We start from the raw sequence: 25,556 nt of genomic DNA, 5'->3' as shown, positions 1-25,556 counted from the left end.
GGGTGAGCTCCGCCGACCGCGCGGGATCCCCTCAGACCTGCATCTCGTCCAAGAATGTACATTGTCCAGTATACGCGCATCCGCTGCTCGATCGTCGAACATGACGAGGGTCACCGCCGCACGAGATCGCGCCGACGGCAGAGCCGATGCGCCACCGCACCCCTCAAGCATCCCGCGTTCCGACCAGGATGCAACCAAGGCGAACCTTCCTTACGAACCGTCGACCGTGCGTAATTCCCCGTCACCGTGCATGATGTGCGCAGGATCACTCCCCAGGCCGCCCCGATCAACCCGACTGCCCTGTCCGCCGCGCGCGGCGGGACGTCGCCCGCGACACCTCCCCTTGAATTGTAGTTTGTCTTTCAACTATCCTGTGCGGCGACGCCATCGACGAGAGGGAGAGCGAGAGCCATGACCGAGCCCCGGACCCAGGACGCCCCGCTGAAGGACGAGAACGATCAGGCGGGCAGCTATGTCAGCAAGGGCAAGCCCTTCGCCCGCGATATGACCTACATCGACGACCGGGTGACCCGCGACGGCCGCGACGGCTGGCCGGTCGAGGCCGGCCGCTACCGCCTCGCCGTCTCCCGCGCCTGCCCGTGGGCGAACCGCACGATCATCTCCCGACGCCTCCTCGGCCTCGAGGACGCGCTCTCGATGGCGGTCGCGGGCCCCACCCACGACCGCCGCTCCTGGACCTTCGACCTCGACGAGGGCGGCAAGGACCCCGTGCTCGGCATCGAGCGGCTCCAGGAGGCCTACTTCGCGCGCTTCCCGGACTACCCCCGCGGCATCACCGTCCCGGCCATCGTCGACGTTCCCACCGGCGCCGTCGTCACCAACGACTTCCAGCGCATCACGCTGGACCTCGCCACCGAGTGGAGCGATCACCACCGCGAGGGCGCCCCCGACCTCTACCCCGAGGCGCGGCGCGAGGAGATCGACGAGCTGAACCGCTGGATGCTCCACCGCGTCAACAACGGCGTCTACAAGGTCGGCTTCGCCGGCACCCAGGCGGACTACGAGCGCGAGTACCGCGCGCTCTGGGCGGCGCTCGACGAGCTCGAGGATCGCCTCTCCCGCTCCCGCTACCTCATGGGCTCCACGATCACGGAGGCCGACGTGCGTCTGTTCCCCACGCTCGTGCGCTTCGACCCCGTCTACTTCGCCCACTTCAAGGCCAACCGCCAGCCGCTGGCGACCATGCCGAACCTCTGGAACTACACCAAGGACCTCTTCCAGACCCCGGGGTTCGGCGACACGGTCGACTTCCAGCACATCAAGGAGCATTACTACGCGGTGCAGACCGACATCAACCCGACGCAGGTGGTGCCGCTCGGCCCCGACCTGTCGGGCTTCGTCGACGCCCATGACCGCGACCGCTTCGAGACCGACACCTGGGGCCCCGAGGGCACGGCCCCGCTGCCGCCGCTGGCCGCCGAGGTCGTCGACCCCGCTCACACCCCGCTGAGCACGACCGGCCGCTGAACCCCCTCCGGCCGCGGAGCGTCCATCCAGGATGGGTCCGCCGACCCGGCCTACGATGGGCGCGCCATGGCTGATACCTCCCCCTCCCCCGCCGTGCCGCCCGCGACCGGGCCCGGCTCCGCGGCTCTCCTCCTCGAGGACCTGACGCTGTCCTTCGGCTCGGTCCGCGCGCTCGACGGCCTGACCCTGCGCGCGGAGCGCGGCGCGATCACCGCGCTGCTGGGCCCGAACGGCGCCGGCAAGACCACCGCGATCTCCTGCGCGACGGGCCTGCTGCGCCCCGACGCGGGCTCGCTGCAGGTGCTCGGCGTCGACCCCTGGCGAGCGGGTCCCGAGCATCGCGCGCGCGTCGGCGTCATGATCCAGGACGGGGGCCTCGCCTCCGGCGCCGCCGCGATGCAGCTGCTGCGCTACGGCGCGTCGCTGCACGCGGATCCCCTCGACGTCGACGAGGTCGCCGAGTACCTCGGCATCGACGAGTTCGCCGGCACCCTCGTGCGGCGGCTCTCCGGAGGCCAGCGCCAGCGCCTCGCCCTGGCCCTCGCGATCGTCGGACGCCCTGAGCTGGTGTTCCTCGACGAGCCGACGGCCGGCATGGACCCCTCGATCCGACGGCGCGTGCGCCGTCTCGTGCGGAGCCTCGCCGAGACCGGGACCGCAGTGCTCCTGACCACCCATCTGATGGACGATGTGGTGGGCCTGGCCGACGAGGTCTGCGTGATCGCCCGCGGGCGCGCACTCGCCGCCGGCACCGTCGAGGACGTCGTCGCCTCGCACCAGGGAACCGGCGGCGCCGTGCCCTTGCGGGCCACCGCCACGGGCTTCCCCGCCGCCGCGCGGGACGCCCTCGAGCGCGACCTGCGCGAGGCCGCCGCCCGCCACGGCGCCCGGCTCCAGGTCTCGGCCGGTGCCGCCGCCGATCTCGAGGCCGTGCTCCTGGACCTCATGGACGAACAGGCGGAGACCCGATGAGCCCGACCCCCTCGCCGACCCCGGCCCCGACCCCGTCGCCGACGACGGCCCGACCCGCTCCCGCCCCCGCGCCCGCCCTGCGACGGGTCCTCGCCCACGCCCGGCTCGAGACGCGCACGCTGCTCGCCAACGGCGAGCAGCTGATGGTCGCGATCGCCCTGCCCGCCATGGTGCTGATCGCCCTCCGTCTGCTCCCGATCGGACGCCTCGAGGGCACCGCTGCCATCGACACCGCCGTCGCCGCGACCCTCGCCACGGCCCTCGTGTCGACCTCCTTCACCTCGCAGGCGATCCAGACCGGCTTCGACCGCCGCAACGGCGTGCTGCGCTGGGTGGCGACCACCCCGCTGGGACGGGACGGCTATCTCGCGGGCAAGGTCCTCGCGACCCTCGCGATCCACGTGCTGCAGGTGATCGTTCTCGGACTGCTCGCGCTGGTCCTCGGCTGGCGCCCGGAGATCACCGGGGTCCTCGCGGCGATCCCCGTCTGGATCGCCGGGACGATCGCCTTCGGATCGCTCGGCCTGCTCGTCGCCGGGACCCTGCGCAGCGAGGCGGTGCTCGCCGTCTCGAACCTCATGTTCGTGCTGTTCGTGGGCGTCGGCGGCATCGCGCTGCCGACCGCCGCGATGCCGCGCTTCCTGCGCGGGCTGGTGGATCTCCTGCCCTCGGGCGCCCTCGGAGAGCTCATGCGCGCCTGCCTCGCTGGTGCGCACTTCTCGATCGGCTCAGCGATCGTGCTGGCGCTGTGGGCGGTGCTCGGAGCCCTCGCCGTCGTGCGCTGGTTCCGCTGGACCGACTCCTGAACCGGGCTCTCGAGCACCCGCGACGCTCCGACGCCGACCGGGGGCTGTCCCGGCCGGAGAGATCGGGGAGGGACCGTGTGATCCGTGCGGGATCGGTCCCGGTGCGAGGCAGGACCTTCAGGTCCGCGTCCTAGGATCGGGGTCATGACCCCTTCCCCGACCGTCGCCGACGACCGCCCCGTCTCCTCCGCTCCCGTCGAGCGCGTCGGACGGATCACCCTCTCGGGGGAACGCACCGTCGGCCGGTCGCCGGCGGCGCGAGCGCGGATCGCGGCGATCGTGTTCTGGGGGAACCTGGTGTGCCAGATCGGCATCATCGTCACCGGCGGCGTCGTCCGCCTGACGGCGAGCGGCCTGGGCTGCTCGAGCTGGCCGAACTGCGAGCCGGGCGAGTTCACCCCGGAGCTGACCCTCGAGGCGGGGATCCACCCCTTCATCGAGTTCGGGAACCGCGCCCTCACCGGCGTGCTGAGCGTCTTCGCGGTCGCCCTGCTGCTGATCGCCGTCCTGTGGCTGCGCCACAAGGGCCGCAGCATGTTCTGGCTCGCGCTGACCCCGCTCATCGGCACCGCCGTGCAGGCGATCGTCGGCATGGTCGTCGTGTACGCCGACCTCCACCCGGGCGCCGTGAGCCCTCACTTCCTGATCTCCCCGATCCTGGTGGCGCTGTCGACGCTGCTGGTGCATCGCCTCTACGACGGCGACGAGCCGCGCCGCCGCTCGCTCGTCCCCGGGGCGCTGCACTGGATGACCTGGGTGATGTCCGGCGTCGGATTCCTCATCCTGGTGCTGGGGACCCTCGTGACCGGGACCGGCCCGCACTCCGGCGACGACGTCGCCCCCGAGCGCCTCCCCTTCGACGCCCGCACCATCTCCTGGCTGCATGCGGATGCCGTGATGCTGTTCTGCGGTCTCCTGGTGGGCCTGCTGATCGCCCTGCACCTGGTCAAGATCCACCGCATCGCACGGACGGCCGCCTGGACGCTCGTCGGCATCACCGCTCTCCAGGCCCTCATCGGCTACGCCCAGTACTTCACGGGCCTGCCGGAGGTGCTGGTGGGCCTGCACATGCTCGGCGCCGGCCTCTTCGCCGCCGGGATCGCCTGGGTCTGCGTCTCGCTGTACAGCTGGCGACCGGCGGAGGACGCCCGATGATCCTCGGACGACGCCGCCGCGAGAGCGCGCGCGAGCTGCCGACCCTCGCGCAGGCGCAGCCCGCGGGCGCGTTCGTCGCCGAGGTCCTCTCGCATCTGCGGGAGGTCGTCGACGTGGGATGGAATCTGCTGGACGTCGATGCCGAGACCCACCGCCTGATCCGCGAGGCCGGCGCGACCAGCTGCTACATCGACTACCACCCCGTCTTCGGCGCCTCCCCCTTCGGGAAGGTCATCTGCACCTCCGTCAACGACGGCGTCCTGCACGGCCGCCCGTACGACCGGGTCCTCGCCGACGGCGACCTGCTGTCGCTGGACTTCGCGATCTCGCTGGGCGGATGGGTCGCCGACTCCTGCCTCTCGATCGCCGTGGGGTCTCCGCGCGCGGAGGACCTGCAGCTCATCCGCGACACCGAGAGCGTGATGTGGGCGGGCATCGACCAGGTCCGCGCGGGCCGCACCGTCGGCGACATCGGCCATGCGGTCCAGACCGAGGCGCACCGCCTGGGCTATGCGATCAACGACCGCTTCGGCGGCCACGGAGTGGGACGCACGATGCACGAGGCGCCCTTCGTCCCGAACCATGGGACGCCCGGCGAGGGCGCGCGGCTCGTGGCCGGCCAGCTGATCACCGTCGAGCCGTTCCTCATCCCCACGACCGCCGAGCTCGTGGTGGACCCGGCCGACGGCTGGACGCAGCTGTCGGCCGACGGCTCCCGCGGTGCGCACGCCGAGCACACCCTCTACGTCACCGACGGCGATCCGATCGTGCTGACCGCGCGCGCCGACGACCCCTCCCCGCGCAGCTCGCTCGGCTGACCGTCGGCATCCGACGCCTCGCCGCGCGCGCGTCGGAACGGGGCGGCAGCAGCTGAGGGGCGGCCGAGGCGCGGTTCAGCGGCGGCTCCAGGGGCGGATCAGCGCAGGGCGCCCTCGATCGACCGCGCGATGCCGTCGACGTCCAGTCCCTGATCGATGAGGATCGCATCGCGGCGTGCATGGGGGACGAACTCGTGGGCGACCCCGAGGGTGCGCAGCACCGGCGCCGGCGCCGAGGCGCTCGCCCGCTGGGCGAGCCGCACCCCGAGGGCCGCACCGATCCCCCGCTCGGCGATCCCGTCCTCGACGGTCACGACGACGCGCGCGCTCGACGCCAGGGCGAGGAGCTCCTCGGACAGCGGGAGCGCCTGCACGGGGTCGAGGACCATCACCCGCAGCCCCTCGTGCTGCTCCTCCACGCGCCGCGCGGCGTCGACCGCCCGGTCCGCGAGCGCGCCGATGCTCACGACGAGCACATCCGGGGCACCGTCCGCGGCGGGAGCCGCGCCGTCGGACGCGTCGTCGGCCGCGTCGTCAGCCGCGTCGTCGGCCGCGCCGATCCCCACCGGTGCGCCGTGGAGCACCTCCCCCGCCGGGATCGTCGCCCGCGCGGCGATCGGGGCGGGGCAGGCTCCCTTGGGGAAGCGCACCATGCTGGGGCCGCGGACCGCCAGCGCCGAGGCGACCGCCGCGTCCAGCCGGTCGCCGTCGCGGGGCGCCCAGACGGCGATCCCGGGCACCTGGCAGGCGAGCGCGAGATCCCAGACGCCGTGGTGGCTGGGCCCGTCGTCGCCCGTCACGCCGGCGCGATCGAGGGTGAGGGTGACGTCCTCGTCGTGCAGGGCGATGTCCAGCAGCAGCTGGTCGAGGGCACGGTTGAGGAAGGTCGCGTAGAGGGCGACCACGGGCTTCGCACCGCCGCGCGACATGCCGGCGGCGGTGTCGAGGGCGAGCTGCTCGGCGATGCCGACGTCGAGCACGCGCTCGGGCATCTCCCGCTGCATCGGGGTGAGGCCGACGGGGTCGACCATGGCGGCGCTGATCGCGATCACCCGGTCGTCGGCGCGGGCCGCGGCGTGCACCGCAGCGCCCAGGCGCGCCGTCCAGGTGGTCGCCGGGGCGGGAGCGTCGACCGGCGGGAAGACCTCCGCCTGCGTGGGGGGCTCGATCTCGAAGGGACCGGTGGCATGCCAGTGGTCCGTCTGATCGGCTTCGGCGGGGTCGTAGCCGGCGCCCTTACGGGTCAGCACGTGCACGACGACGCCGGCGGTGCGGGGATCCTCGGCCGCGGCCCGTGCACGGGAGAGCGCGAGGGCGAGGGCGTCCAGGTCATGGCCGTCGACCGGGCCGATATAGGTCAGCCCCAGGGCGGTGAAGACGTCCGCGCCGGGCGCGATCGCGCCGGCCCGGAGCGCCCCGAGATGGGCGGCGAGGCCGCCGACGGTCGGGGCGTAGGAGCGGGTGTTGTCGTTGAGCACGACGACGGTGCGGCTGCCTGCGTCGCTCGCGAGCTCGTTGAGGGCCTCGAGGCCCACTCCCCCGGTCAGCGCGCCGTCGCCGATCACGGCGAGCGCCACCGCAGGGTCCCCTGCGGCACGGCGGGCGCGGTCGATGCCGTGGGCCCAGGCGATGGAGCCCGAGGCGTGGGAGTTCTCCACCACGTCGTGCGCGGACTCGCCGCGGTCGGGATACCCGGAGAGGCCGCCCTCGCGGCGCAGGCCCAGCAGCTCGGAGCGGCCGGTGAGCATCTTGTGCACGTAGGCCTGGTGCCCGGTGTCGAAGACGATCGCTTCGCGCGGGGAGCGGAACTCGCGGTGCAGGGCGATCGTGAGCTCGACGACGCCGAGGTTCGGCCCGAGGTGGCCGCCGGTGCGGGAGGTGACCTCGACCAGGCGCCGCCGCAGCCGACGGGCGAGCTCGGGGAGCTCTGCGGCGTCGAGGGCGCGCAATGCATCGGGGTCCGACGGGATCGTCTCGGCATCGGTGCCGACGATCCGGTCCTTGAGCGTGGACACGATGAGGCCTCCGTCGCTGCGGGGATGAGGGACGGCATCACCCTACGTCGCATTGACCAGTGACGACGGCCAGCATGGTCACATCTGTGCACATCTTCACCGGGGTTTCACGGGTGCCTCTCGGCGTCTGCAACGCAGTGCAGATCTCTCGCGCAGGGGTGCGCAGGATCGGCCCGGATGCTCGTCGTCATGCGCCCCGGCCGGCCGACCGGGGCGCACGCCGGATGGCCTCGGCGGCGCGGAGCCCGGCGGCGAGCGCGCCGTCGAGGTGGCCGGGATGGACGGGCGACGTCTCGGTCGACGCCCAGCGGATGCGGCCGTGCACCGGCTCGTCGTAGACGGGATGTCCGAAGCCGCTGGTGGCCGCCGCGCTCCCGGCTGCGGGCTGGGTGTATCGCTCGGCGCTCCAGTCGACCGCACGGACCGCCTGCGGATGGCTCGCCTCGGGACCGAAGATCCGCGTGAGCTGCTCGCGCAGCGCTGCGGCGATCCCCTCCTGGTCGCGCGCGAGGAGCCCTCCGGCCGGGGCGAAGGCGAAGAGCGCCGCCGGGGAGCCGTCCGGGCCGCTGTGGTCATGGAACTCGCGGAAGGGGCCGACATGGCTGATCGCGGAGCCCGAGAGGCCTGCCGCGCGCCAGAAGGGCCGGTCGTACACGGCGACGGCCTTCACGACGCCGCCCATCCACACCGCCGTGCTCTCGGCGATGCGTCGGACGGGCTGCGGGAGCTCGGGCGAGAAGGAGATCTGCTCGACCGCGAGCGCCGGGGGGACGGCCAGGACGACGTGCGCGGCCCGATACCGGTGCTCCGACGTGCTCACGAGCGCGCCGGCCGCGTCGACCGCGATCGACACGACCGGCTCGCCGAGACGCACGGCGCCGTCGGGGAGGCGTCGGGCGGCGGCGTCGAGCAGGCCCTGGGCCCCGGTGACGAAGCGGGAGGCGGGCACGTCGATGGGATTGCCCTCCAGGCGCTGCACCTGATGGCCCTCGTACATCGCATCGCCGTCGAGATGCTGGGCGAACACGGCGAGGCCGAGCTGCTCGGTCAGATCCCGGACGAGGGGCTCGTCGCTCCAGAACCAGGTGGCTCCCAGCTCGATCGCTCCCTCCTCGATCTCGAGGGAGCGGGCGCGTCCGCCGACGCGGTCGCGGGCCTCGAGGACGAGGACGTCGTGCCCGTCCCGGAGGAGCGCGTCGGCCGCGGAGAGGCCGGCGGCGCCGGCCCCGACGACGATCACGTCGGCGCCGAGGGGCTTCTGCTCGGGCCTCATGATCCGGCCCCGTTCTGCGGGGCGCGGGCGATGACCAGGACCGCGAGCGGCACGAGGGCGACGATCGCGAGGACGGACAGGAGCGGGAACGAGGTGGCGGCGAGCAGGGGCCCGGCGGCGAAGGCGGCGGTCGCGCCGCACAGGTTCGACAGGGCGTCCACGCCGCCCTGCGAGGCCGCACGGGACTCGGCGGAGACGACGGCGCTGAACAGGGCGGAGCCGGCGACGTTCACGAACGACCACCCGAGGCCCAGCAGGATGAGCGAGGCGATGATCCAGCCGGTGCCGTCGGATCGAGCCGCTCCGAGGAGGAGCGAGACGAGGAGGATCAGCAGGCCGATCAGGATCGTGGCGCGGTGGCCGAGGCGGTCGACGAGCTGTCCGACCAACGGCGCGAAGGCGTACATGCCGATGATGTGCAGGCTGATGGTCAGCCCGACGATCTCGACCGAGCCGCCCTGATGGGTGATGTGCACCGGGGTCATCGTCATGATCGAGACCATGACGATCTGCGCCGACACGATCGCCACCACCGCATAGCGGGCTGCATGGTTCCTGCGCAGCTCGGCGAACGTCCGGGCGAGCGCGCCGGCCCGACGGCCCCCGGCGGGCGGCGCGGCGGAGCGCCCGGCGACCGCTCCTGCGGTGGCGCCGTCGGCCGATCCGGCAGCGGCGCCGTCGGCCGGTCCGGCGGCCGACGAGGCGGCATCGCGCTGCGCCGTCAGCAGCGGGTCGGGCCGCAGCAGCGCGAAGGAGACGAGTCCGGCGATCGCCATGCAGGCGGCGGCGATGAGGAAGGCGCTGGCGTACAGGCCGAGTCCGGTGGCGGAGGAGACCAGGCGGCCGGGCACGGCGAGGTTGGGGCCCAGGACCGATCCGATCGTCCCCACCCAGACCACGAGGGCGAGGGAGCGGCCGTGCTGGCGGGGCTCGGCGAGGTCGGTCGCCGCGAACCGCGCCTGGAGGCTCACCGCCAGACCCGCTCCCATGAGGAACAGGCCGATGAACAGGGGCACGATGAGGCTGCGCTGCGCGGCCAGGACGAGCAGCGCGCTGCCCGCGGCGGCGGTCCACCAGCCGCTGGAGAGCGCGACGCGTCGTCCGCGGCGGGCGGCCAGAGCGCCGAGCGGTATGCCCATGACGGCCGCGCCCAGCGTGCTGGCGGTGCGCGCGAGTCCGGCCCAGGCTTCGTCCTGCGTGATCTCGCCGGCGATGAGGATGCCGATCGATGGGGCCACCCCGACGCCGATGGTGCCGATGATCTGCATGACCACCAGCACGATCATGGTGCGCTGCTGGACTCGGCTCCGAGGTGGCCGGAGGAGTGCGGACGTCGTGGTCATGCGTGGGGATCCTTGGGGTCGGGGATGTTCTCGAGGACGAGACGGAAGCGTGCACCGCCGTCGCGGAGCATCTGGAGGGCGGTCGCAGCCTCGGTGAGCGGGACGGTCCGGGTGATCGGGCGGATGCCGTGGCGGACGGCGAAGCCCATGGCCTGCTCGGTGTCGGCGGGACTGCCCGTGAGATGGCCCGTCACGGTCAGGGCGTTCATGACCATCGGCGCGACGGGGAGGGCGAGTGCGCCCCCGTCGACGCCGACCAGCACGAGTCGCCCATGCGGTCGCAGTCCGGCGATCAGCTCGGCGACGGGCTCGGTCGAGGACGCCGTGCTGATGATGGCGTCGACCCCGCCGAGGTCGCGGAGCGCCTCGCCCGGAGGAATCGACGCGCTGTCGAGGTAGTGGGAGGCGCCCAGCTCCCGCGCGGCGCCCTCGCGCTCCGGGCCGCGGGCGATCGCGACGACCTCGTACCCCGAGGCGGCGGCGAACTGGACGGCGAGATGGCCGAGGCCGCCGATGCCGAAGACGGCCAGCCTCCCGCCGACGGGGACGCCCGCGCCGCGGACGGCGTTGAACGCCGTGACGCCGGCGCACCCCATCGGAGCGGCCTCGACGAAGCCGAGCTCATCCGGGATGCGCGCCAGCGCGTCGGCCGGCACGAGGACGCTGCTGGCCCAGCCGCCGGGGTAGCTGATCCCGGGGATCCGGCGCTCGGGGCAGTGGACGACGTCGCCGGTGCGACAGCTGCGGCAGCGTCCGCACCCGCCGCCGAACCAGCCGACGGCGACCCGGTCTCCGATCTGCCATCCCCGCACGGCAGGACCGATCGCGGAGATCGTCCCGGCGATCTCGTGCCCGGGCGTGACCGGGGCGGAGGCGTGCTCGGCGGCCGCGGTGCCGAGGTCGGCCCCGCACAGCCCGCTCGCGGAGACCTCGATCGCGACCCAGCCGGCCGCGGGGTCGTCCCTGTGCACCTGCTCGGCGAGGAGCTCGCCGCCCGGTCGTCGGACCCTCATCATCGTCGCCGTGGTTCCCACCGCGCTCCCTCCCTCCGATGCTCCTGCTCACGATGGGCCCGTGCTCCCGCACGAGCGGCCATCCTCCGCGACGCTACGCAGGCGATCGCGAGCGCGGTAGAGGAGGAGATCGAATCCGGCGATAACATCTCCGTATGGCTGAACAGAACAGACGGATGAGCGTCGAGGGCATGCGATACGTGCGAGCGGTGGCGGAGACCGGGTCCTTCAGCGCCGCGGCGAGAGCCTCCGGAGTCACCCAGCCGGCGCTGTCCAACGGGGTCGCCGCGCTCGAGGAGAGCCTCGGCGCGAAGATGTTCGACCGCTCTCCCCGCGGGGTGACGCCGACCCCGTTCGGCACGGCGATGCTGCCGCGGATCGACCATGTGCTGGCTGCGCTGGACGATGTCCGCGCCGAGGCGACCCGCTGGAACGCTCCCGCTCCGGAGGCGGTCCGGGTCGGCGTGTCCCCGCTGATCAACCCCAAGCTCGTCGCCAGCGCCTATCGAGCCGTCTGCGATCGACCCGAGCAGGAGCAGGATGCGCACCGCCAGCTGGTCCTGCGCGAGGCCAACATGGAGGAGCTGCGCGCATCCCTCGTCGACGGCGACCTCGACCTCATCGTCGTGCCCTCCGTGGGGCCGATGCCGCGCTACTCCCATCGGGTGATCGATTCCGAGCCGCTGGTCCTGGTCGAGCCGCATACCGGGCACGGGCCCGCCGTGCTCGAGGAGCTCGCCGGTCGGCAGCTGATCATGCTGCCCGACACCTGCGGGCTGACGACCTTCACCCGCAGCCTGATCGCCGATCATGAGATCCCGGCCACCGCCTATCCCGGCGAGGCCGGCAGCTACCGGGTCCTCGAGGAGTGGTCCCATCTCGGACTCGGATCCGCGATGCTCCCCCTGTCCAAGCTCGCCTCCCCCGATGCGCCGCACCGCGAGCTCCTCGACCCGGAGGGCCAGATCCTGGAGATCTTCTACGAGGCGGTCTGGGATCCGGCCTCGCCGGTCGCCGCCGAGCTCGAGGACCTCGCCGACCGGCTCGTCCAGCCCCGGGCCTGACCCCTGCGCCGCCTTCGTCATTCATGTTCCCTATGGCGATATTCGATCTTCTCGTCTGTCGCAGCACGCCGCACCGCTCCTAGCGTGGAGGGCACACGGCCGGTCCACCGGCCGGAACCGACCCCAGGAGATGGAGCATCACCATGGCTTATCTGCAGATCACCCTGATCGTCGACGAGGGCGACCGCCCGGCCGCCGCCGGCGTCTACACGCAGTACAAGCAGCCCTTCCTCGACACCGTGCCCGGCGCGACGAGCAAGGAGCTCCTCGTGCGCGACGAGGACGTCCAGGTCCTCCACGGCTTCGAGACCGTCGCCCAGGCGGAGGCCTATCTCTCCTCCGCCCTGTTCACCGAGGACGTCGTCGCCGGCCTGTCCCCGCTGCTGCAGGCCGAGCCCCAGGTCCGCATCTACGAGACCGCGTGACCATGGGCACCGAGAACGAGAAGAACGCCTCGACCTTCGCGGGTCGCACGCTGATCGTCGTCGGCGGCACCAGCGGCATGGGCCTCGCCATCGCCGAGAAGGCCGCGTCCGAAGGTGCGGACCTCGTCCTCGTCGGACGGAATCGGGCGAAGCTCGACACCGCCCGCGAGAGCCTGGTGCGCCACGGGCACGCCGTGCACGCTCTGGCCGCGGACCTCACGGACCCCGACGACGTCGCACGGCTTCGCGAGCAGCTCACCGCGGAGCATGCCGACGCCACGATGCTGGTCAACGCGGCCGGGGTGTTCGTGCCGAAGTCCTTCCTCGATCTCGAGGAGGACGACTACGACTCCTACCTCGACATCAATCGGGCGACGTTCTTCATCACCCAGACCGTCGCGGCGACCATGGTCGCGCGCGGCGAGGGCGGGGCGATCGTCAACCTCGGGTCGATGTGGGCGCATCAGGCAGTCGCCGCCACGCCCTCGTCGGCATACTCGATGGCCAAGGCGGGACTGCACTCCCTGACCCAGCACCTGGGCATGGAGCTCGCCCCTCACCGGATCCGCGTCAACGCGATCGCCCCGGCCGTCGTGCGGACGCCGATCTACGAGGGGTTCATCCCCGCGGACGAGGTCGACGAGGCCATCAGCGGCTTCGACTCCTTCCATCCGCTCGGCCGCGTGGGCATCCCCGAGGAGATCGCCGAGATCGCCGCCTTCCTGCTGTCCGAGAAGAGCGCCTGGGTGACCGGTGCGATCTGGGACGCCGACGGCGGAGTGATGGCCGGACGCAGCTGATCCGTCCTCCGGACGCCGGACCCGCCCCCGCGCACCACCTGGTCGCGGGGGCGGGTGCGGTGCGTCGCGTCGTCCTGCTCAGGCGGTCGGGATCGCCCGGCATCGGAGCGTTCGGAGGTCCTCGCCTTCGTCCTCGCGCGGCCGCGGCACCTGGTCATCGACGAGGTCCTGCTCCGCCCGGCCGACCAGCTCGGCTGATCACCCCGCTAGGCTGGCGCCGATATCCGCGACGGAAGGGCGCCCCATGCTGCAGAGCCATCGGATCATCCCCTTCGAGGGCGTCGACGACGTGCGGTTCGGGATGAGTCCCGCCCAGGTCGCTGCGGTCGCCGGACCGCCGGATCGCTCCTCGCACGACCGCATTCTGGAGATCACGACGGAGGTCCGCGGGGCGACCGAGTACGAGTTCGACGACGAGTCCGGCGCCCTCACCGCGATCTACGTGTTCAAGCCCGGCAGAGGCAGGGCCGTCACCGAGCGCCTGGGCGGTGCGGCGTACGTCCCCGTCTTCCACGACGGCATCGAGATCCTCTCGACGGCGGGCTTCGACGAGCTGTTCGCGCGCGAGCGGTCCGTCGAGGGCCGCGGCGGCAAGGGAGTCCTCCTCCCCGACATCGGCGTGCTCATCGCGGGCTTCCGCAAGCGCGTCCCCGACGGACGGTACGCCATCGTCCTGCCGCGCGATCAGATCGAGGGCTTCGCGATGGACTGGCTGGACGTCTGATCGCCGGGACGCTCCACCGGCTCACCAGCAGCGGCAGCTGCAGGGACGAGGACGCCCTCGGCATCGACGACGCCGAGGACGCCGAGGACGCCGAGGACGCCATGCTCGAGCTGAACCTCCGCAGACGCGGGATCGCCCCGCCCGGAACTGCCGGGCGGGGCGATCTCCTTCGGACGATGCACCGGCCGCGCCCCGTCCCCTCACCGAGGACCGCGCGCGGCCGGCGACGCCGTCAGGCGGCGACGAGCGAGCGCAGCACGTACTGCAGGATGCCGCCGTTGCGGAAGTAGTCCGCCTCGCCGGGGGTGTCGATGCGCACGACAGCGTCGAAGGCGACGGTGGTGCCGTCGGCCTTCTCGGCGACGACCGCGACCGTCTTGGGCGTCGTGCCCTCGTTCAGCGCGGTGATGCCGGTGAACGAGAAGGTCTCGGTCCCGTCGATCCCCAGGGAGTCGGCGGTCTCGCCGGCGGGGAACTGCAGCGGCAGCACGCCCATGCCGATGAGGTTCGAGCGGTGGATGCGCTCGAAGCTCTCGGCGATGACGACCTCGACGCCGAGGAGCTTGGTGCCCTTGGCGGCCCAGTCGCGCGAGGAGCCGGTGCCGTACTCCTTGCCGGCCAGGACCACGAGCGGGATGTCCTGCTCCGCGTAGGCCTGGGCGGCGTCGTAGATGAACTCCTGCTCGCCGGTCAGGAGGTTCTTCGTGTACCCGCCCTCGACGCCGTCGAGCAGCTGGTTCTTGATGCGGATGTTCGCGAACGTTCCGCGGATCATGACCTCGTGGTTCCCGCGGCGCGAGCCGTAGGAGTTGAAGTCCTTGCGCTCCACGCCGTGCTCACGCAGGTAGCGCCCGGCGGGCGAGTCCGCCTTGATCGCGCCGGCCGGCGAGATGTGGTCCGTGGTGGTGGAGTCGCCCAGCTTGGCGAGCACGCGCGCGCCGGTGACGTCCTGGACCGGCTCCGGCTGCGCGCCCATGCCCTCGAAGTACGGGGGCTTGCGCACGTAGGTGGAGTCGTCGTCCCACGCGAAGGTGGCGCCCTCGGGCGTCTCCAGCCCGCGCCAGCGCTCGTCGCCGGAGAAGACGTCCTTGTAGTCCTCGGAGAACATCTCCTGGGTGATGTTCTCGCCGATGACCTGCTCGACCTCGGTCGGGCTGGGCCAGATGTCGCTGAGGTAGACCTCCTGGCCGTCCTCATCGGTGCCCAGCGGGTCGTTCTCGAAGTCGAAGTCCATCGTGCCCGCGAGCGCGTAGGCGATGACCAGCGGCGGGGAGGCCAGGTAGTTCATCTTGACGTCGGGGTTGATGCGGCCCTCGAAGTTGCGGTTGCCCGAGAGGACGGCCGTCACGGCGAGGTCGTTCTCGGCGATCGCCTCGGAGATCTCGGGCGCCAGCGGGCCGGAGTTGCCGATGCAGGTGGTGCAGCCGTAGCCGACCAGGTGGAAGCCGAGCTGCTCGAGGTCGGGCCAGAGGCCGGCCTTCGTGTAGTAGTTCGTGACGACCTGGGAGCCCGGAGCCATGGAGGTCTTCACCCACGGCTTGGTGGTCAGGCCGCGCTGGACGGCGTTGCGGGCGAGCAGGCCCGCGGCCATCATCACGGACGGGTTCGAGGTGTTGGTGCAGGACGTGATCGAGGCGATCGAGACGATGCCGTGATCGATCGAGAAGTCCGTGCCCTTGACCGGCGTCGGCTGCGAGGCGCGACCGCGGACGGACGCGTGCTCGACGGCACGGCCGCCGGAGTCGTTGTCCGAATCCTGCGCGGCCGGGTCCGAGGCCGGGAAGGTGCCGGCCACGTCACCGCTGTCGGCGACGCGCTCCGGGTGACCGGCGTAGGCCGGGAGCACCTGGCGGAAGGACTCCTTCGCCTCGGTCAGGACGATGCGGTCCTGCGGGCGCTTCGGGCCGGCGATCGAGGGGACGACCGTGGACAGGTCGAGCTCGAGGTACTCGGAGTACTGGGCCTCGACCGACGGGTCATGCCACAGGCCCTGGCGCTTGGCGTAGGCCTCGACGAGGGCGAGCTGCTCCTCGGAGCGGCCCGTCAGGCGCAGGTAGTCGACGGTCACCTCGTCGATGGGGAAGATCGCACAGGTCGAGCCGAACTCGGGGCTCATGTTGCCGATCGTGGCGCGGTTGGCGAGCGGCACCTGGCCGACGCCCTCGCCGTAGAACTCGACGAACTTGCCGACCACGCCCTGCTGGCGCAGCATCTCGGTGATCGTCAGCACCACGTCGGTGGCGGTGGCGGCCGGCGGGATCTGCCCGGTGAGCTTGAAGCCCACGACGCGCGGGATCAGCATGGAGACCGGCTGGCCGAGCATGGCGGCCTCGGCCTCGATGCCGCCGACGCCCCAGCCCAGCACGCCCAGGCCGTTGACCATGGTGGTGTGCGAGTCGGTGCCGACGCAGGAGTCCGGGTACGCCCGCAGGACGGTGCCCTCGCCCGTGGCGACCTCGCGGGTCATGACGGTGCGCGCCAGGTACTCGATGTTGACCTGGTGGACGATGCCGGTGCCCGGGGGCACGACCTTGAAGTCGTCGAAGGCGGTCTGGCCCCAGCGGAGGAACTGGTAGCGCTCACGGTTGCGCTCGTACTCGAGCTCCATGTTCCGCTCGAGCGCGTCGAGGCGGCCGGCGACGTCGATCATCACCGAGTGGTCGATGACCATCTCGGCGGGCGCCAGCGGGTTGATGCGCTCAGGATCGCCGCCGAGGTCCTGCACGGCCTCTCGCATCGTCGCGAGGTCCACCACGCAGGGCACACCGGTGAAGTCCTGCATGATCACGCGGGCAGGGGTGAACTGGATCTCCACCGACGGGTCCGCCGCGGGATCCCAGGCGGCGAGAGCGCGCACGTGCTCCGCCGTGATGTTGGCACCGTCCTCGGTGCGCAGCAGGTTCTCCAGCAGGATCTTCAGGCTGTAGGGCAGCTTCTCGGCGCCCTCGACGGCGTCGAGCGCATAGATCTCGTAGTCGGTTCCTCCGACGCTGAGCTCTTGCTTCGCGGAGAATGAGTCGACTGTGCTCACTGGGCACGCTCCTTCTATGGATTGGCGAACTCGTCCATCGTAATCGGCTTCACAGCATCCATGGCCGCCCCGGCGCGACTGCCGGGCTGCGGCCCGCGTGACCTCGGCAGATGCATCGAGGATCGTCGCCGATCAACTATCTTGACGTCAAGATAACTGTACCATGCCCCGCCCTTGCGGGTTCTGCGGAACGCCGAGGCGCGGCATGAGATGGATCTCGCGGTCCGCATTCAAGAAGGTGACCCTCAGCCATTTCCGAACTTCCTCCTCGCGCAATTCGGTGATCATGCTGCGGATGGCGCTCGGTCCCCCGCGCGACGACGCCGGACCCGCCTCGCCGCGGACCCCGGCGCCGCTCCGACGACGACGGCGGGGCCGCCCCGGATCGCTCCGGAACGGCCCCGCCGCAGGCGCGCCGGCCTCAGGACCTCGGGTGCGCTCGCCTCAGGAGGCAGCGCGCTCGAGCACGGTCACCGACTCGACATGATGCGTGTGCGGGAAGAGGTCGAAGGCGCGCAGGTCCGCGATCCGCCAGCCGGCCTTCTCGGCGACCACGAGGTCGCGGGCGAGGGTCGCCGGCTCGCACGAGACGTACACGATGCGCTGACGCACCGTGGAGGTCAGCAGCTCCATGAGCTCCGGTCCCGCTCCGGCTCGCGGAGGATCCAGGACGACGACGTCCACGCCGCCGCGGCGCGCACGCACCCAGTCGGTGACGTCGGCCGTCGCCGTGGACGCCTGCGGGAGGTCCTCGAGGTTCACTGCGGCATGGGCGGATGCCCTCCTGTTGCCCTCCACCGTGATCACGCTCCCCTCGACGCCGACCTGCTCGGCGGCGACCGCCGCGAACAGCCCCACGCCGCCGTAGAGGTCCCAGACGCTGCCGCCGCGGGGCGCCTTCAGGACGGCCCCGACGACCTCGCTGAGCAGCTCGGCCGCCCGCCGGTGCACCTGCCAGAAGCCGGTCGCGCCGACCTCGAAGAGCCGCTCCCCGACGCGCTCGCGGACGATGCCGTCGCCGCGCACCGGCACCATCCCGCGCGCCGTGCGGACCGAGACGTCGGCATCGCCCCAGGCCTCGGGGATCACCAGGGTCTCCGGATCGAGATCCCGACCGATCACCACCACGGCCGCCGGACCGGTGGAGGGAGCGATCGCATCGATCGCCTCGGTGCCCTCGGGAGCGGTCCACTCCCCCAGCCGGAGGTCGCGGATGGCCCGGGCCGCGAGCGGGTTCTCGCCGACGTCGCGCACGTCGTGCGAGCGCCAGCCGCGCATGCCCACCCGTCCGTCGGCGTCGACGGCGAAGCGCACGCGGGTCCGCCACCCCAGGCCGTCGACGTCATGCGGAGCCGGCTCGACCTGGACCTGGTCGAGGGGATAGCTGCTCACCCCCGCGCGCCCGAGCAGCTCCTGCATCACCTCGGAGGCGATCCGACGCTGGGCGGGCAGCGCGATGTGCGCCCACTCCGCGCCGCCGACGCCGTCGCCGCCGGCCTCGTCCCACACCGTGGGGACGCGGTCGACGCCCGCTTCGAGCACCTCGATGACCTCGGCGCGCCAGTAGCGCGCCGACGCCTGCGCCTCGGGATCGTCGAGCAGGCGGACCGTCACGGTCTCCTTGGGGGCGGCGCCGCGCACGAAGACCACCCGCCCCTCATGGCGGGCGACGAAGGTGCCGCCGGCGGCCGGAGGGCCCACCGTCAGGGTGAGGAGTCGACCGTCGGCGGGCGCTCCGCCCATCGTCCCGTCAGCATCGGGGCTCATGTCCCGCTCCCTTCCTCCGCGGCGGGAAGCCGCGGCGTGCGCGCGCAGTATTCGGCGATCAGTCTCGCAGACGGATGACCGCGATACGGACAGCGGTGGCATCCTCGGGGCGGATCGGCATCGAATCGCGACCCTCCCGGCGAGCGGGGCGGGGGATGTCGAGGGCCATCAGGGCTCCTCGGGGCCCTCGGGTCCCTCGGGATCCGCGGAATCCTCGGCGGTCGGGCTCCCGTGCCCGCGCCGCGCCAGCAGGGCCCGGTGCATGAGCCACACGAGATAGGCCAGCAGGGCGAAGGCCGGCAGGCCCATGACCAGCTTGGCCACCCCGAGCGCCGCGACCTGCCCGGTCAGCAGCAGCGGGATCTGGACCGCCAGCTTGACCGCGTACAGCCCGGCGAACAGGACGGTGGCCCGCGTGTAGACGCGGCGGGCGTCGGGGTCCTGCGCCCAGTCCTCCATGCGCGGATCCAGCATCGCGACCAGGAGGCCGACGAGAGGCCGGCGCGCCGCGAGCGAGACCCCGATCAGCACGAGGGCGACCGCGTTGATGACGATGCCGGGGGCGTAGAAGTCCGTGCCGTCGCCGGAGCGGATGGCGAGGACCGCTCCGAGGACCACACCGATCAGGCCCCCGAGGACCCCGGCCGGGCTCTGCCGCTGGACGAGCCGCACGACCAGGGCGATGACCACGACGCCGACCGCGGCGATCGCGGCGACGGTGATCGAGCGGGTCACGACGAACAGGACGATGAACAGCAGCGTCGGGATCACGGACTCGGCGATCCCGCGCGGCCCGCCGACGGCGTCGGACACGGAGAACTGCTCCTGGCGTAGCACGCCGCCGAGCCCGCTCCCGGGTGCTCCCCCGCCCCGCGGGGTCTCGCCGCCGGCCTGCGGGGCGTCGCCGCCGGCCCGATGAGCGTCGTCTGGGCGCTCGGACGTCGCGCTCATCCGATCTCGGTGATCTCGGGACCCCGCTCGAGGGGGTCGAGGGACTGCGCCCGCTGCGGGATCAGCCCCGGGCGCTGGCCCGGGAGATGCAGCGGGATCAGCTCCTGCGGCGCCATCGCCTCGCCGCCGCGCACGACCACGATCTGCGAGAGCAGCTCCTCGAAGCGCGCGGACTGGTCCGCGTCCCCGAGCGCCTTGCCGGTGAGGATCGCACGGAGGAACCAGCGGGGCCCGTCGACCCCGATGAACCGGGCCGGACGGTAGCCGGTGCGGCCGTCGGCGCGCTTGACCGGCAGGCGCGTGATCAGCTCCTTGCCGAACACGCCGTCCCGGGTCTCGGCGGTGCCCCCCTGCTTGACCACGGAGTCGCGCAGCGAGCCGCGCACCTCGTCCCACAGACCGCGGGACTTGGGGGCGGCGAAGGCCTGCACCTGCATCGAGGAGCCGTCGAGGACGAGGTTGGCGCCGGTGACGGCGTTCGTCCGCTGGTCCACCTCCATGCGCAGCTCGAGGCCTTCGACCGTCGGGACCTGCAGGGCGCCGAGGTCGATGCGGTCGGCCTCCGGCGCATCGTGCTCGTCGTAGGGACCGCCCTCGCGGGGCGCGGCCGCGGAGCTCGCGGCGTCCGCCGACGAGGAGTCGGCCGACGCTCCGGCGCCTGCCTCCGTCGTCGGATCCGCGGTGTCGTCGGCGCCGCTCCTGCGGCCCTTGCGGGAGAACAGTCCCATGCTCATGCCTCCCGGGTCGACGCGGCGTGCCCGCCGGTGGAGCCGAAGCCGGCATCGGCCCGCTCGGTGTCCTCGAGCTCGTCGACGATCGCGAGCGCCGGGGCGAAAAACGGCACGATGACCAGCTGGGCGATGCGGTCGCCGCGGACGAGGGAGACCGGATGCTCGAGGTCCGTGTTGTGCAGCGCGACGCGGATCGTCCCGCGATAGCCGGCATCGACGATGCCGGGACCGTTCAGGACCGTCACGCCATGCTTGGCGGCGAGGCCCGAGCGCGGGCACACGAGGCCGACGGTCCCGGCTGGGAGCGCGAGGGCCATGCCCGTGTCCACGAGCGCGCGCCCGCCGGGGGCGATCTCGACGTCCTCCGCGCTGACGAGGTCGAGGCCCGCATCGTCAGCATGGGCGCGGGACGGCAGCGGAGCGCCCGGCTCGAGCCGGATGCGCAGGTCGGGCACGGTTTCCGGGTCCGCCGCGCGCAGCGCGGCGCCCGTCGGGGTCACAGCAGACATGGCCCCAGACTAGAGGCTCCGCGCCCGCGCTCGCTCCATCGGACGTCCAGGCTGTGCATGAGACGATGACCCCATGTCCGCTGCAGCCGGGGACTCCCCCCTGACCTCCTCACCCGCGCCGTCCCCCGCATCGTCCTCCGGGGCCGGCGCCGCATCGCCCGAGGAGCCTGCCGCCTCCTCGTCCTCGGCGGCGCCCCTCGCCGACGCTCCGGCGTACCGCGAGCGCCTGACGCCCGGGATCGGCACCTGGGTCGTACTGATCGCGTTCGGTGCCCTGTTCGGCGTGGTGATCGTGCCGCTGTCGACCATCGCCTCGGTGATCGTCGGCGTCGTCGGGATCGGCGCGATGATCGCGGTCGGGATCGGCGCCAGCCCCCTGCTGCTGGTCGAGGGGACCCGTCTCTCCGCCGGGCGCGCGAGCATCGACGTCGCCTATCTCGGGGAGCCGGAGACGGTCGAGGGCGAGGACTGGGATCGGACCATGAGCACGGGCTTCGACCCGCTCGCCCATCACTGCACCCGCGGCTGGATCCACGGGGGCCTGCGCGTCGAGGTGCAGGACGAGGAGGATCCGACCACCGCCTGGGTGCTGTCCTCCCGCGCCCCCGCGGATCTTGCGCTGGCGCTGCGCGCCGCCCGCCAGCGGGCGGGCCGCACGGCCTGACGCCCCCGTCCTCGAGGCCGCCCACGCCTCTCGGCCCCGCGCGACGCGCCGGAGCCGCCCTCCACGACGAACGACGAACGGCGCCCGCCCCCTCAGCAGGGGGCGGGCGCCGTTCAGGGTTCCGGAGTCGTCCGGGGGCGTCGGCTCAGGCGGCGCAGTCCTTGCAGATGATGAGCGTGCCCTCGACGTGGTCGATCTGGCTGCGGTGCTTCACGAGGAAGCAGCTGGCGCAGGTGAACTCGTCGGCCTGGCGCGGGAGGACCCGCACCGAGAGCTCCTCGCCGGAGAGGTCCGCACCCGGCAGCTCGTACGAGTCGGCGGCCTCGGCCTCGTCCTCGTCCACCGCGGGAGTCGCGGCCTCGTTGCGTCGGCCCTTCAGCTCCTCGATCGAGTCGTCGTTCGACTCGTCGTCGTTCTTGCGCGGGGCGTCGTAATCAGTGGCCATCTACGGTCCGTTCCTGGTTGTCCATGAGGTCGTCCGACCTGGTGCGAGGGGCAATGCTGCGCGAAGGAGGCGCCTACTCCCTACCCGGGCCGGTTCGCATCGCAACGCCGAATGCGGCGGCATTATTGCAGAAGCGGATGGGTCGGACAACACAGAGCCTCCGGTTCCGCGGCCGGCGTCCCCCGCGCTCCGGATCTCCGCGACCTCCGGGCGCCGGAGCGTCGAGGGCCGCGTCCCACGAGCGCGGAGGTCGGCGCGCTAGGGTCCTGTGCCAGACGCCCTGGGCGCACCCGAGCCGGCTCGACCGAGAGGACCACGATGCGAGAGCTCGAACTCGACGGGATCCACGACGACGGGATGCATGTCGTCCTCGTCGATTCCGACGGCGAGCGGTACGCCCTGCCCATCGACGAGGCGCTGCGCGCCGCGGTCCGCCGCGACCGGCCCGCCCTGGGCGCCGTCCGCACCGGGGAGCCGGCACCGCTGCGCCCTCGGGACATCCAGATCATGCTGCGCTCCGGTCGCAGCGCCGAGGACATCGCGGAAGCCCACCAGGTCGCCGTGGAGCATGTGCGGCGCTATGAGGGCCCGGTCATCGCCGAGCGCGAGTGGACGGCCCATCGCGCCCGCACCTTCCCCGTCGGCCGCGGAGGGCCGGACCTGGCGACCGTGGTCTCCGAGCGGCTGACCGCACGGCAGGCCTCGCAGGACGTCCTCTGGGATGCCTGGCGGCGCACGGACGGGACCTGGACCCTCGAGCTCACCTTCGCCGCGGCCGGTCGGACCCGGCAGGCGCACTGGGTCGCCGATCTCGACGCCCGCACGATCTCGCCGGTCGATGACGAAGCCCGCTGGATCAGCGACGAGAACGCTCCCCCGGAGCCGGTCCGCGGCCGGGCCCGCCTGATGGCGGTCAAGACCAGCGTCTACGACGTGGAGGCCGACGGCGAGTTCGACGACGGCGCCCCCCGGATCCGCCGCGGGGGCTCGCCCGCCCGGCGCTCCGCCTCGTCCTCGCCCGACCGCTCCTTCAGCGAGGCCGACCTCGATGCGCTCAACGCGCGTCGCGGCCTCCGCTCCGTCCCGCCGCCGGAGACGGAGAGCTCCGACGCCGCGACGGTCTGGTCCACCCTCGAGGAGGAGGCCGACGACGACCGCCCCGCCAGCCCCCTCTCCCCGCGCTGGCAGCGCCGCAGCGTCGACGGCGCCGACGAGCAGCATGCCGCCGACGGCGCTCGCAGCGCCGGCGGAGAGGCCGACCGGAGCGTCGACGAGCGCCGGGAGGACGAGAGCGCCGCGCGCGTCTCCTCCGGGGAGGACCCCTCAGCACCGTCCGCCTCCTCCGCGTCGTCCGCCTCGCCCGCCCGGGCGGCGCTGCATCACCAGGACACCGTGGATCTCACGGCCCTCCCCGGCTTCGCGTCCGCCGACGACCGCGCGAGCAGCGCTCCCGACGGCGCAGATGCCGAGGACGCGGAGGCTGAGGGCTCAGATGCTGAGCGCTCGGATGCCGACGGCTCGGATGCCGAGGGAAGGCGTGCGCGGAGCGCACGTGCCGCACGCGACGACCGCGGGGACGATGACGAAGGCCGTGCCGGGGACGGCGAACGGCGCGAGCCACCGGCGCGCAAGCCGGCGAAGTCCCGGTCGAAGCGGGCCTCGATCCCCAGCTGGGACGAGATCGTCTTCGGCTCCAAGCACGACTGAGCTCCGGCGGACGGGCGCTCCCTGCGCCCCCGTCCCCAGGCTCCGTCCGGGCTCCTCGTCCCGTCCGGAAGGGTCGGACGGTCGCGCGTCTCAGACGGTCGTGCGCAGCAACGGGATCAGCGCCTCGGCGCTCGTGAGCGAGCCGTGGACGCCCACCAGTCGTCGCGCGGACTCCGGGCGACGGCTGAAGTCGTCGACGATCCAGCGTCCGCGAGCGAGGACGGCGACGTCCGGCACTCTCCCGGAGATCTCCGCGCCCGGCCGCCGCCCCGGCGGTCCCAGCAGTCCGGCGGCGAGCAGCGCCTCGCGCCCCAGCACGAGCGCCCGCTCCCCCAGCAGCTCGGCGAGCCCCGCCTCGAGGGCCGCGGCCTCCTCGGCGCCTCGGGTTCCCAGCGCGAGCGCCCGCGACTCCCCGGCGACCGTCACCGCGAGATCCTGCAGCGCGGGATGGTCGGCGAGGTCGACGGTGTGCGCGGGATCCGTGTCGACCATCCCGTGGTCGGCGGTGACGTGCAGGCGCGTCCCCGCCGGGAGACGGCGCAGGAGGGTGCCCAGCAGCGCATCGGCCTCCGCCAGCGCGGCGCGCCAGGGCTCGCTGTCGACCCCGTGCACGTGGCCGGCATGGTCGACGTCGTCGACGTGCAGGTGGACGAGTCCGTCAGGCCCTGCGCGGCGGACGGCGATCACCGTCGCATCGGCGCGATCGTGCGCGCCGTGGCCGACGAATCCCCATCCGCGATAGGCGACGCGGCTGAGGTGCGACCCCTGATGCTTGGAGGGCGCGACCTGGAACGCCCGCCGGCCGGAGGCCTCCACCGGTGTCGTCAGCGGCATCCACCGCAGCGGATCCACCGCCCGGTCCCCCTGGATCTGGTTGAGGGCGAGTCCCGTGGCGGGGTCATGGGTGACCCATCCGATGACGCCGTGCTCGACGGGCGGCCTCGCCGTATGCAGGGAGACCATCGCCGTGGCCGTCGTCGAGGGGAAGACGGTGCGCACCGCGCGGGTCTCGTCGGCGAGCCGTCGCAGCACCGGCGTCAGCGCGCGATGCGCGGCCAGCAGCTCCGCACCGACGCCGTCGAGCAGCACCACCACATCGCGACCGACGGTCTCCGCCGGGGCGAGCGGCGCGAGCACGTCGAGGAGCTCCGGCCGGGCGCCTCCGGCGAAGGGCGGCGGCAGGAGATCGGAGGGCCATCCGTCGGGAAGGCCGGGACCCGCAGGATCGACGGGATCGACGATGCCGGCCATGCGTTCAGCGGCCCTGGTCGAGCTCGTCGACCGCATCGACGAGGCGCCCGTGGAAGGCCAGCGCGGCCTGGACGGCGTCGGGACCGTCCGCCAGCGCGCTCACGCGCAGGGCGAGGTCGGAGGGGGCGGTGGTGCCGGTGTAGCCGTGGTCGAGCTGGCACGACGGGTCCTCGCAGATCGCCCGCTCGAGATCGATCCGGCGGGTGCCGTCCCAGGTGAGCCCGATCGTGATCTCGGCCTCCTCGCCGGGGACCCGGGAGCCGTCGGTGTCGAACACCTGCGACAGGCCCGTGCCGGTGATCCGGCGCAGGCGGATCCGCTCCGTCGTGGAGACGACCTGGCTGGGGTTGAGCGCATCGGCCGGATCATCGTCCAGATGGGTGACCAGCAGGTGCGTCGGGGTCAGCACGAGGACGGTCAGGTGGCGACGCACCTCGGGTCCGTCGAAGGTGGTCTCGGGCCGCACCAGGTGAGCGAGCACGGAGGCTCCGCGCAACGAGAGGCTCACGCTCTGCGCGGCGGTCTGGGGGAAGTAGCCCGCGGTCTCGAGATCGGCGATGAGGTTCGCAGGCAGCTCGGAGGTCATGCCCCCAGTCTCCCATGC

At 72.8% G+C, this 25,556-nt stretch carries 23 protein-coding genes; 11 read left to right on the top strand and 12 right to left on the bottom strand.

Annotated features, from left to right (window positions below; all coding sequences use genetic code 11):
- Positions 1 to 411 precede the first annotated feature (411 nt).
- The 5 genes from ACXET9_RS04350 to map all read left to right on the top strand — a co-directional run bounded on the left by ACXET9_RS04350 (position 412) and on the right by map (position 5,239).
- The gene (locus tag ACXET9_RS04350; protein ID WP_457885168.1) at positions 412 to 1,488 is read left to right on the top strand and encodes a glutathione S-transferase family protein; all 1,077 of its coding nucleotides are present in this window, start codon (positions 412 to 414) and stop codon (positions 1,486 to 1,488) included.
- Between the two features lie 66 nt (positions 1,489 to 1,554).
- On the top strand, positions 1,555 to 2,460 hold the full coding sequence (locus ACXET9_RS04345; RefSeq protein WP_457885166.1) for an ABC transporter ATP-binding protein: 906 nt from the start codon (positions 1,555 to 1,557) through the stop codon (positions 2,458 to 2,460).
- Positions 2,457 to 3,266, top strand: coding sequence for an ABC transporter permease (locus tag ACXET9_RS04340; RefSeq protein ID WP_457885164.1), 810 nt, complete (start codon positions 2,457 to 2,459; stop codon positions 3,264 to 3,266). Before ACXET9_RS04345 ends, ACXET9_RS04340 begins: the two co-directional genes overlap by 4 nt.
- Before the next feature lie 144 nt (positions 3,267 to 3,410).
- Positions 3,411 to 4,421, top strand: a complete 1,011-nt coding sequence (locus ACXET9_RS04335; RefSeq protein ID WP_457885162.1) for a COX15/CtaA family protein — start codon at positions 3,411 to 3,413, stop codon at positions 4,419 to 4,421.
- Entirely contained in the window at positions 4,418 to 5,239 is an 822-nt protein-coding gene (map, locus tag ACXET9_RS04330; RefSeq protein ID WP_457885161.1) for a type I methionyl aminopeptidase, read from the top strand. The genes ACXET9_RS04335 and map overlap by 4 nt, the downstream gene beginning before the upstream one ends.
- Before the next feature lie 98 nt (positions 5,240 to 5,337).
- Here the strand turns inward: map and ACXET9_RS04325 are convergent, their stop codons facing one another.
- The 4 genes from ACXET9_RS04325 to ACXET9_RS04310 form a co-directional block, all read right to left on the bottom strand.
- Positions 5,338 to 7,254: a 1-deoxy-D-xylulose-5-phosphate synthase gene (locus ACXET9_RS04325; RefSeq protein ID WP_457885160.1), complete on the bottom strand. Its 1,917-nt coding sequence runs from the start codon at positions 7,252 to 7,254 to the stop codon at positions 5,338 to 5,340.
- A gap of 187 nt (positions 7,255 to 7,441) precedes the next feature.
- Positions 7,442 to 8,527: a flavin monoamine oxidase family protein gene (locus tag ACXET9_RS04320; protein ID WP_457885158.1), complete on the bottom strand. Its 1,086-nt coding sequence runs from the start codon at positions 8,525 to 8,527 to the stop codon at positions 7,442 to 7,444.
- Complete coding sequence (locus tag ACXET9_RS04315; RefSeq protein WP_457885156.1) at positions 8,524 to 9,870, bottom strand: MFS transporter; 1,347 nt, start codon at positions 9,868 to 9,870, stop codon at positions 8,524 to 8,526. The genes ACXET9_RS04320 and ACXET9_RS04315 overlap by 4 nt, the downstream gene beginning before the upstream one ends.
- Entirely contained in the window at positions 9,867 to 10,904 is a 1,038-nt protein-coding gene (locus ACXET9_RS04310) for an alcohol dehydrogenase catalytic domain-containing protein (protein WP_457885155.1), read from the bottom strand. Before ACXET9_RS04310 ends, ACXET9_RS04315 begins: the two co-directional genes overlap by 4 nt.
- A gap of 134 nt (positions 10,905 to 11,038) precedes the next feature.
- On the opposite strand from ACXET9_RS04310, the gene ACXET9_RS04305 reads away from it, so the two are divergent.
- The 4 genes from ACXET9_RS04305 (at position 11,039) to ACXET9_RS04290 (ending at position 13,896) form a co-directional block, all read left to right on the top strand.
- The gene (locus ACXET9_RS04305) at positions 11,039 to 11,947 is read left to right on the top strand and encodes a LysR family transcriptional regulator (protein ID WP_457885153.1); all 909 of its coding nucleotides are present in this window, start codon (positions 11,039 to 11,041) and stop codon (positions 11,945 to 11,947) included.
- A gap of 143 nt (positions 11,948 to 12,090) precedes the next feature.
- Positions 12,091 to 12,372, top strand: coding sequence for a hypothetical protein (locus ACXET9_RS04300; RefSeq protein WP_457885151.1), 282 nt, complete (start codon positions 12,091 to 12,093; stop codon positions 12,370 to 12,372).
- Between the two features lie 2 nt (positions 12,373 to 12,374).
- Positions 12,375 to 13,172 (top strand): SDR family NAD(P)-dependent oxidoreductase, encoded by a 798-nt coding sequence (locus ACXET9_RS04295; RefSeq protein WP_457885860.1) that lies wholly within the window; start codon positions 12,375 to 12,377, stop codon positions 13,170 to 13,172.
- Between the two features lie 244 nt (positions 13,173 to 13,416).
- A complete protein-coding gene (locus ACXET9_RS04290; RefSeq protein WP_457885149.1) occupies positions 13,417 to 13,896 on the top strand; it encodes a hypothetical protein in 480 nt (159 codons plus the stop codon).
- 232 nt (positions 13,897 to 14,128) lie between these two features.
- On the opposite strand, the gene acnA is transcribed toward ACXET9_RS04290, so the two are convergent.
- The 5 genes from acnA to dut all read right to left on the bottom strand — a co-directional run bounded on the left by acnA (position 14,129) and on the right by dut (position 20,885).
- Positions 14,129 to 16,927, bottom strand: a complete 2,799-nt coding sequence (acnA, locus tag ACXET9_RS04285) for an aconitate hydratase AcnA (RefSeq protein ID WP_457885147.1) — start codon at positions 16,925 to 16,927, stop codon at positions 14,129 to 14,131.
- Positions 16,928 to 17,371: 444 nt separating this feature from the next.
- Complete coding sequence (locus ACXET9_RS04280) at positions 17,372 to 18,694, bottom strand: class I SAM-dependent RNA methyltransferase (RefSeq protein ID WP_457885146.1); 1,323 nt, start codon at positions 18,692 to 18,694, stop codon at positions 17,372 to 17,374.
- Positions 18,695 to 18,862: 168 nt separating this feature from the next.
- Entirely contained in the window at positions 18,863 to 19,645 is a 783-nt protein-coding gene (locus tag ACXET9_RS04275) for a DUF3159 domain-containing protein (protein WP_457885144.1), read from the bottom strand.
- Entirely contained in the window at positions 19,642 to 20,373 is a 732-nt protein-coding gene (locus ACXET9_RS04270) for a DUF3710 domain-containing protein (RefSeq protein WP_457885859.1), read from the bottom strand. The genes ACXET9_RS04275 and ACXET9_RS04270 overlap by 4 nt, the downstream gene beginning before the upstream one ends.
- Positions 20,374 to 20,375: 2 nt before the next feature.
- On the bottom strand, positions 20,376 to 20,885 hold the full coding sequence (dut, locus tag ACXET9_RS04265) for a dUTP diphosphatase (protein WP_457885142.1): 510 nt from the start codon (positions 20,883 to 20,885) through the stop codon (positions 20,376 to 20,378).
- Between the two features lie 73 nt (positions 20,886 to 20,958).
- On the opposite strand from dut, the gene ACXET9_RS04260 reads away from it, so the two are divergent.
- Complete coding sequence (locus tag ACXET9_RS04260; RefSeq protein ID WP_457885141.1) at positions 20,959 to 21,549, top strand: DUF3093 domain-containing protein; 591 nt, start codon at positions 20,959 to 20,961, stop codon at positions 21,547 to 21,549.
- 145 nt (positions 21,550 to 21,694) lie between these two features.
- Here ACXET9_RS04260 and ACXET9_RS04255 read toward each other — a convergent pair whose 3' ends face one another.
- On the bottom strand, positions 21,695 to 21,994 hold the full coding sequence (locus ACXET9_RS04255; RefSeq protein WP_457885139.1) for a DUF4193 domain-containing protein: 300 nt from the start codon (positions 21,992 to 21,994) through the stop codon (positions 21,695 to 21,697).
- A 318-nt stretch (positions 21,995 to 22,312) separates the two neighbouring features.
- Between ACXET9_RS04255 and sepH the strand changes: the two genes are divergently transcribed.
- Complete coding sequence (gene sepH / locus ACXET9_RS04250) at positions 22,313 to 23,701, top strand: septation protein SepH (RefSeq protein ID WP_457885137.1); 1,389 nt, start codon at positions 22,313 to 22,315, stop codon at positions 23,699 to 23,701.
- A gap of 90 nt (positions 23,702 to 23,791) precedes the next feature.
- On the opposite strand, the gene ACXET9_RS04245 is transcribed toward sepH, so the two are convergent.
- A complete protein-coding gene (locus ACXET9_RS04245; RefSeq protein WP_457885135.1) occupies positions 23,792 to 24,952 on the bottom strand; it encodes an alkaline phosphatase family protein in 1,161 nt (386 codons plus the stop codon).
- A 4-nt stretch (positions 24,953 to 24,956) separates the two neighbouring features.
- A complete protein-coding gene (locus tag ACXET9_RS04240) occupies positions 24,957 to 25,538 on the bottom strand; it encodes a DUF5998 family protein (RefSeq protein ID WP_457885134.1) in 582 nt (193 codons plus the stop codon).
- Positions 25,539 to 25,556: the final 18 nt, after the last annotated feature.

This window comes from Brachybacterium netajii (SeqCode) (genome assembly GCF_054114245.1).
Note: the sequence above shows the minus strand (reverse complement) of the source record. Positions and strands in the feature narration are given on the sequence as shown.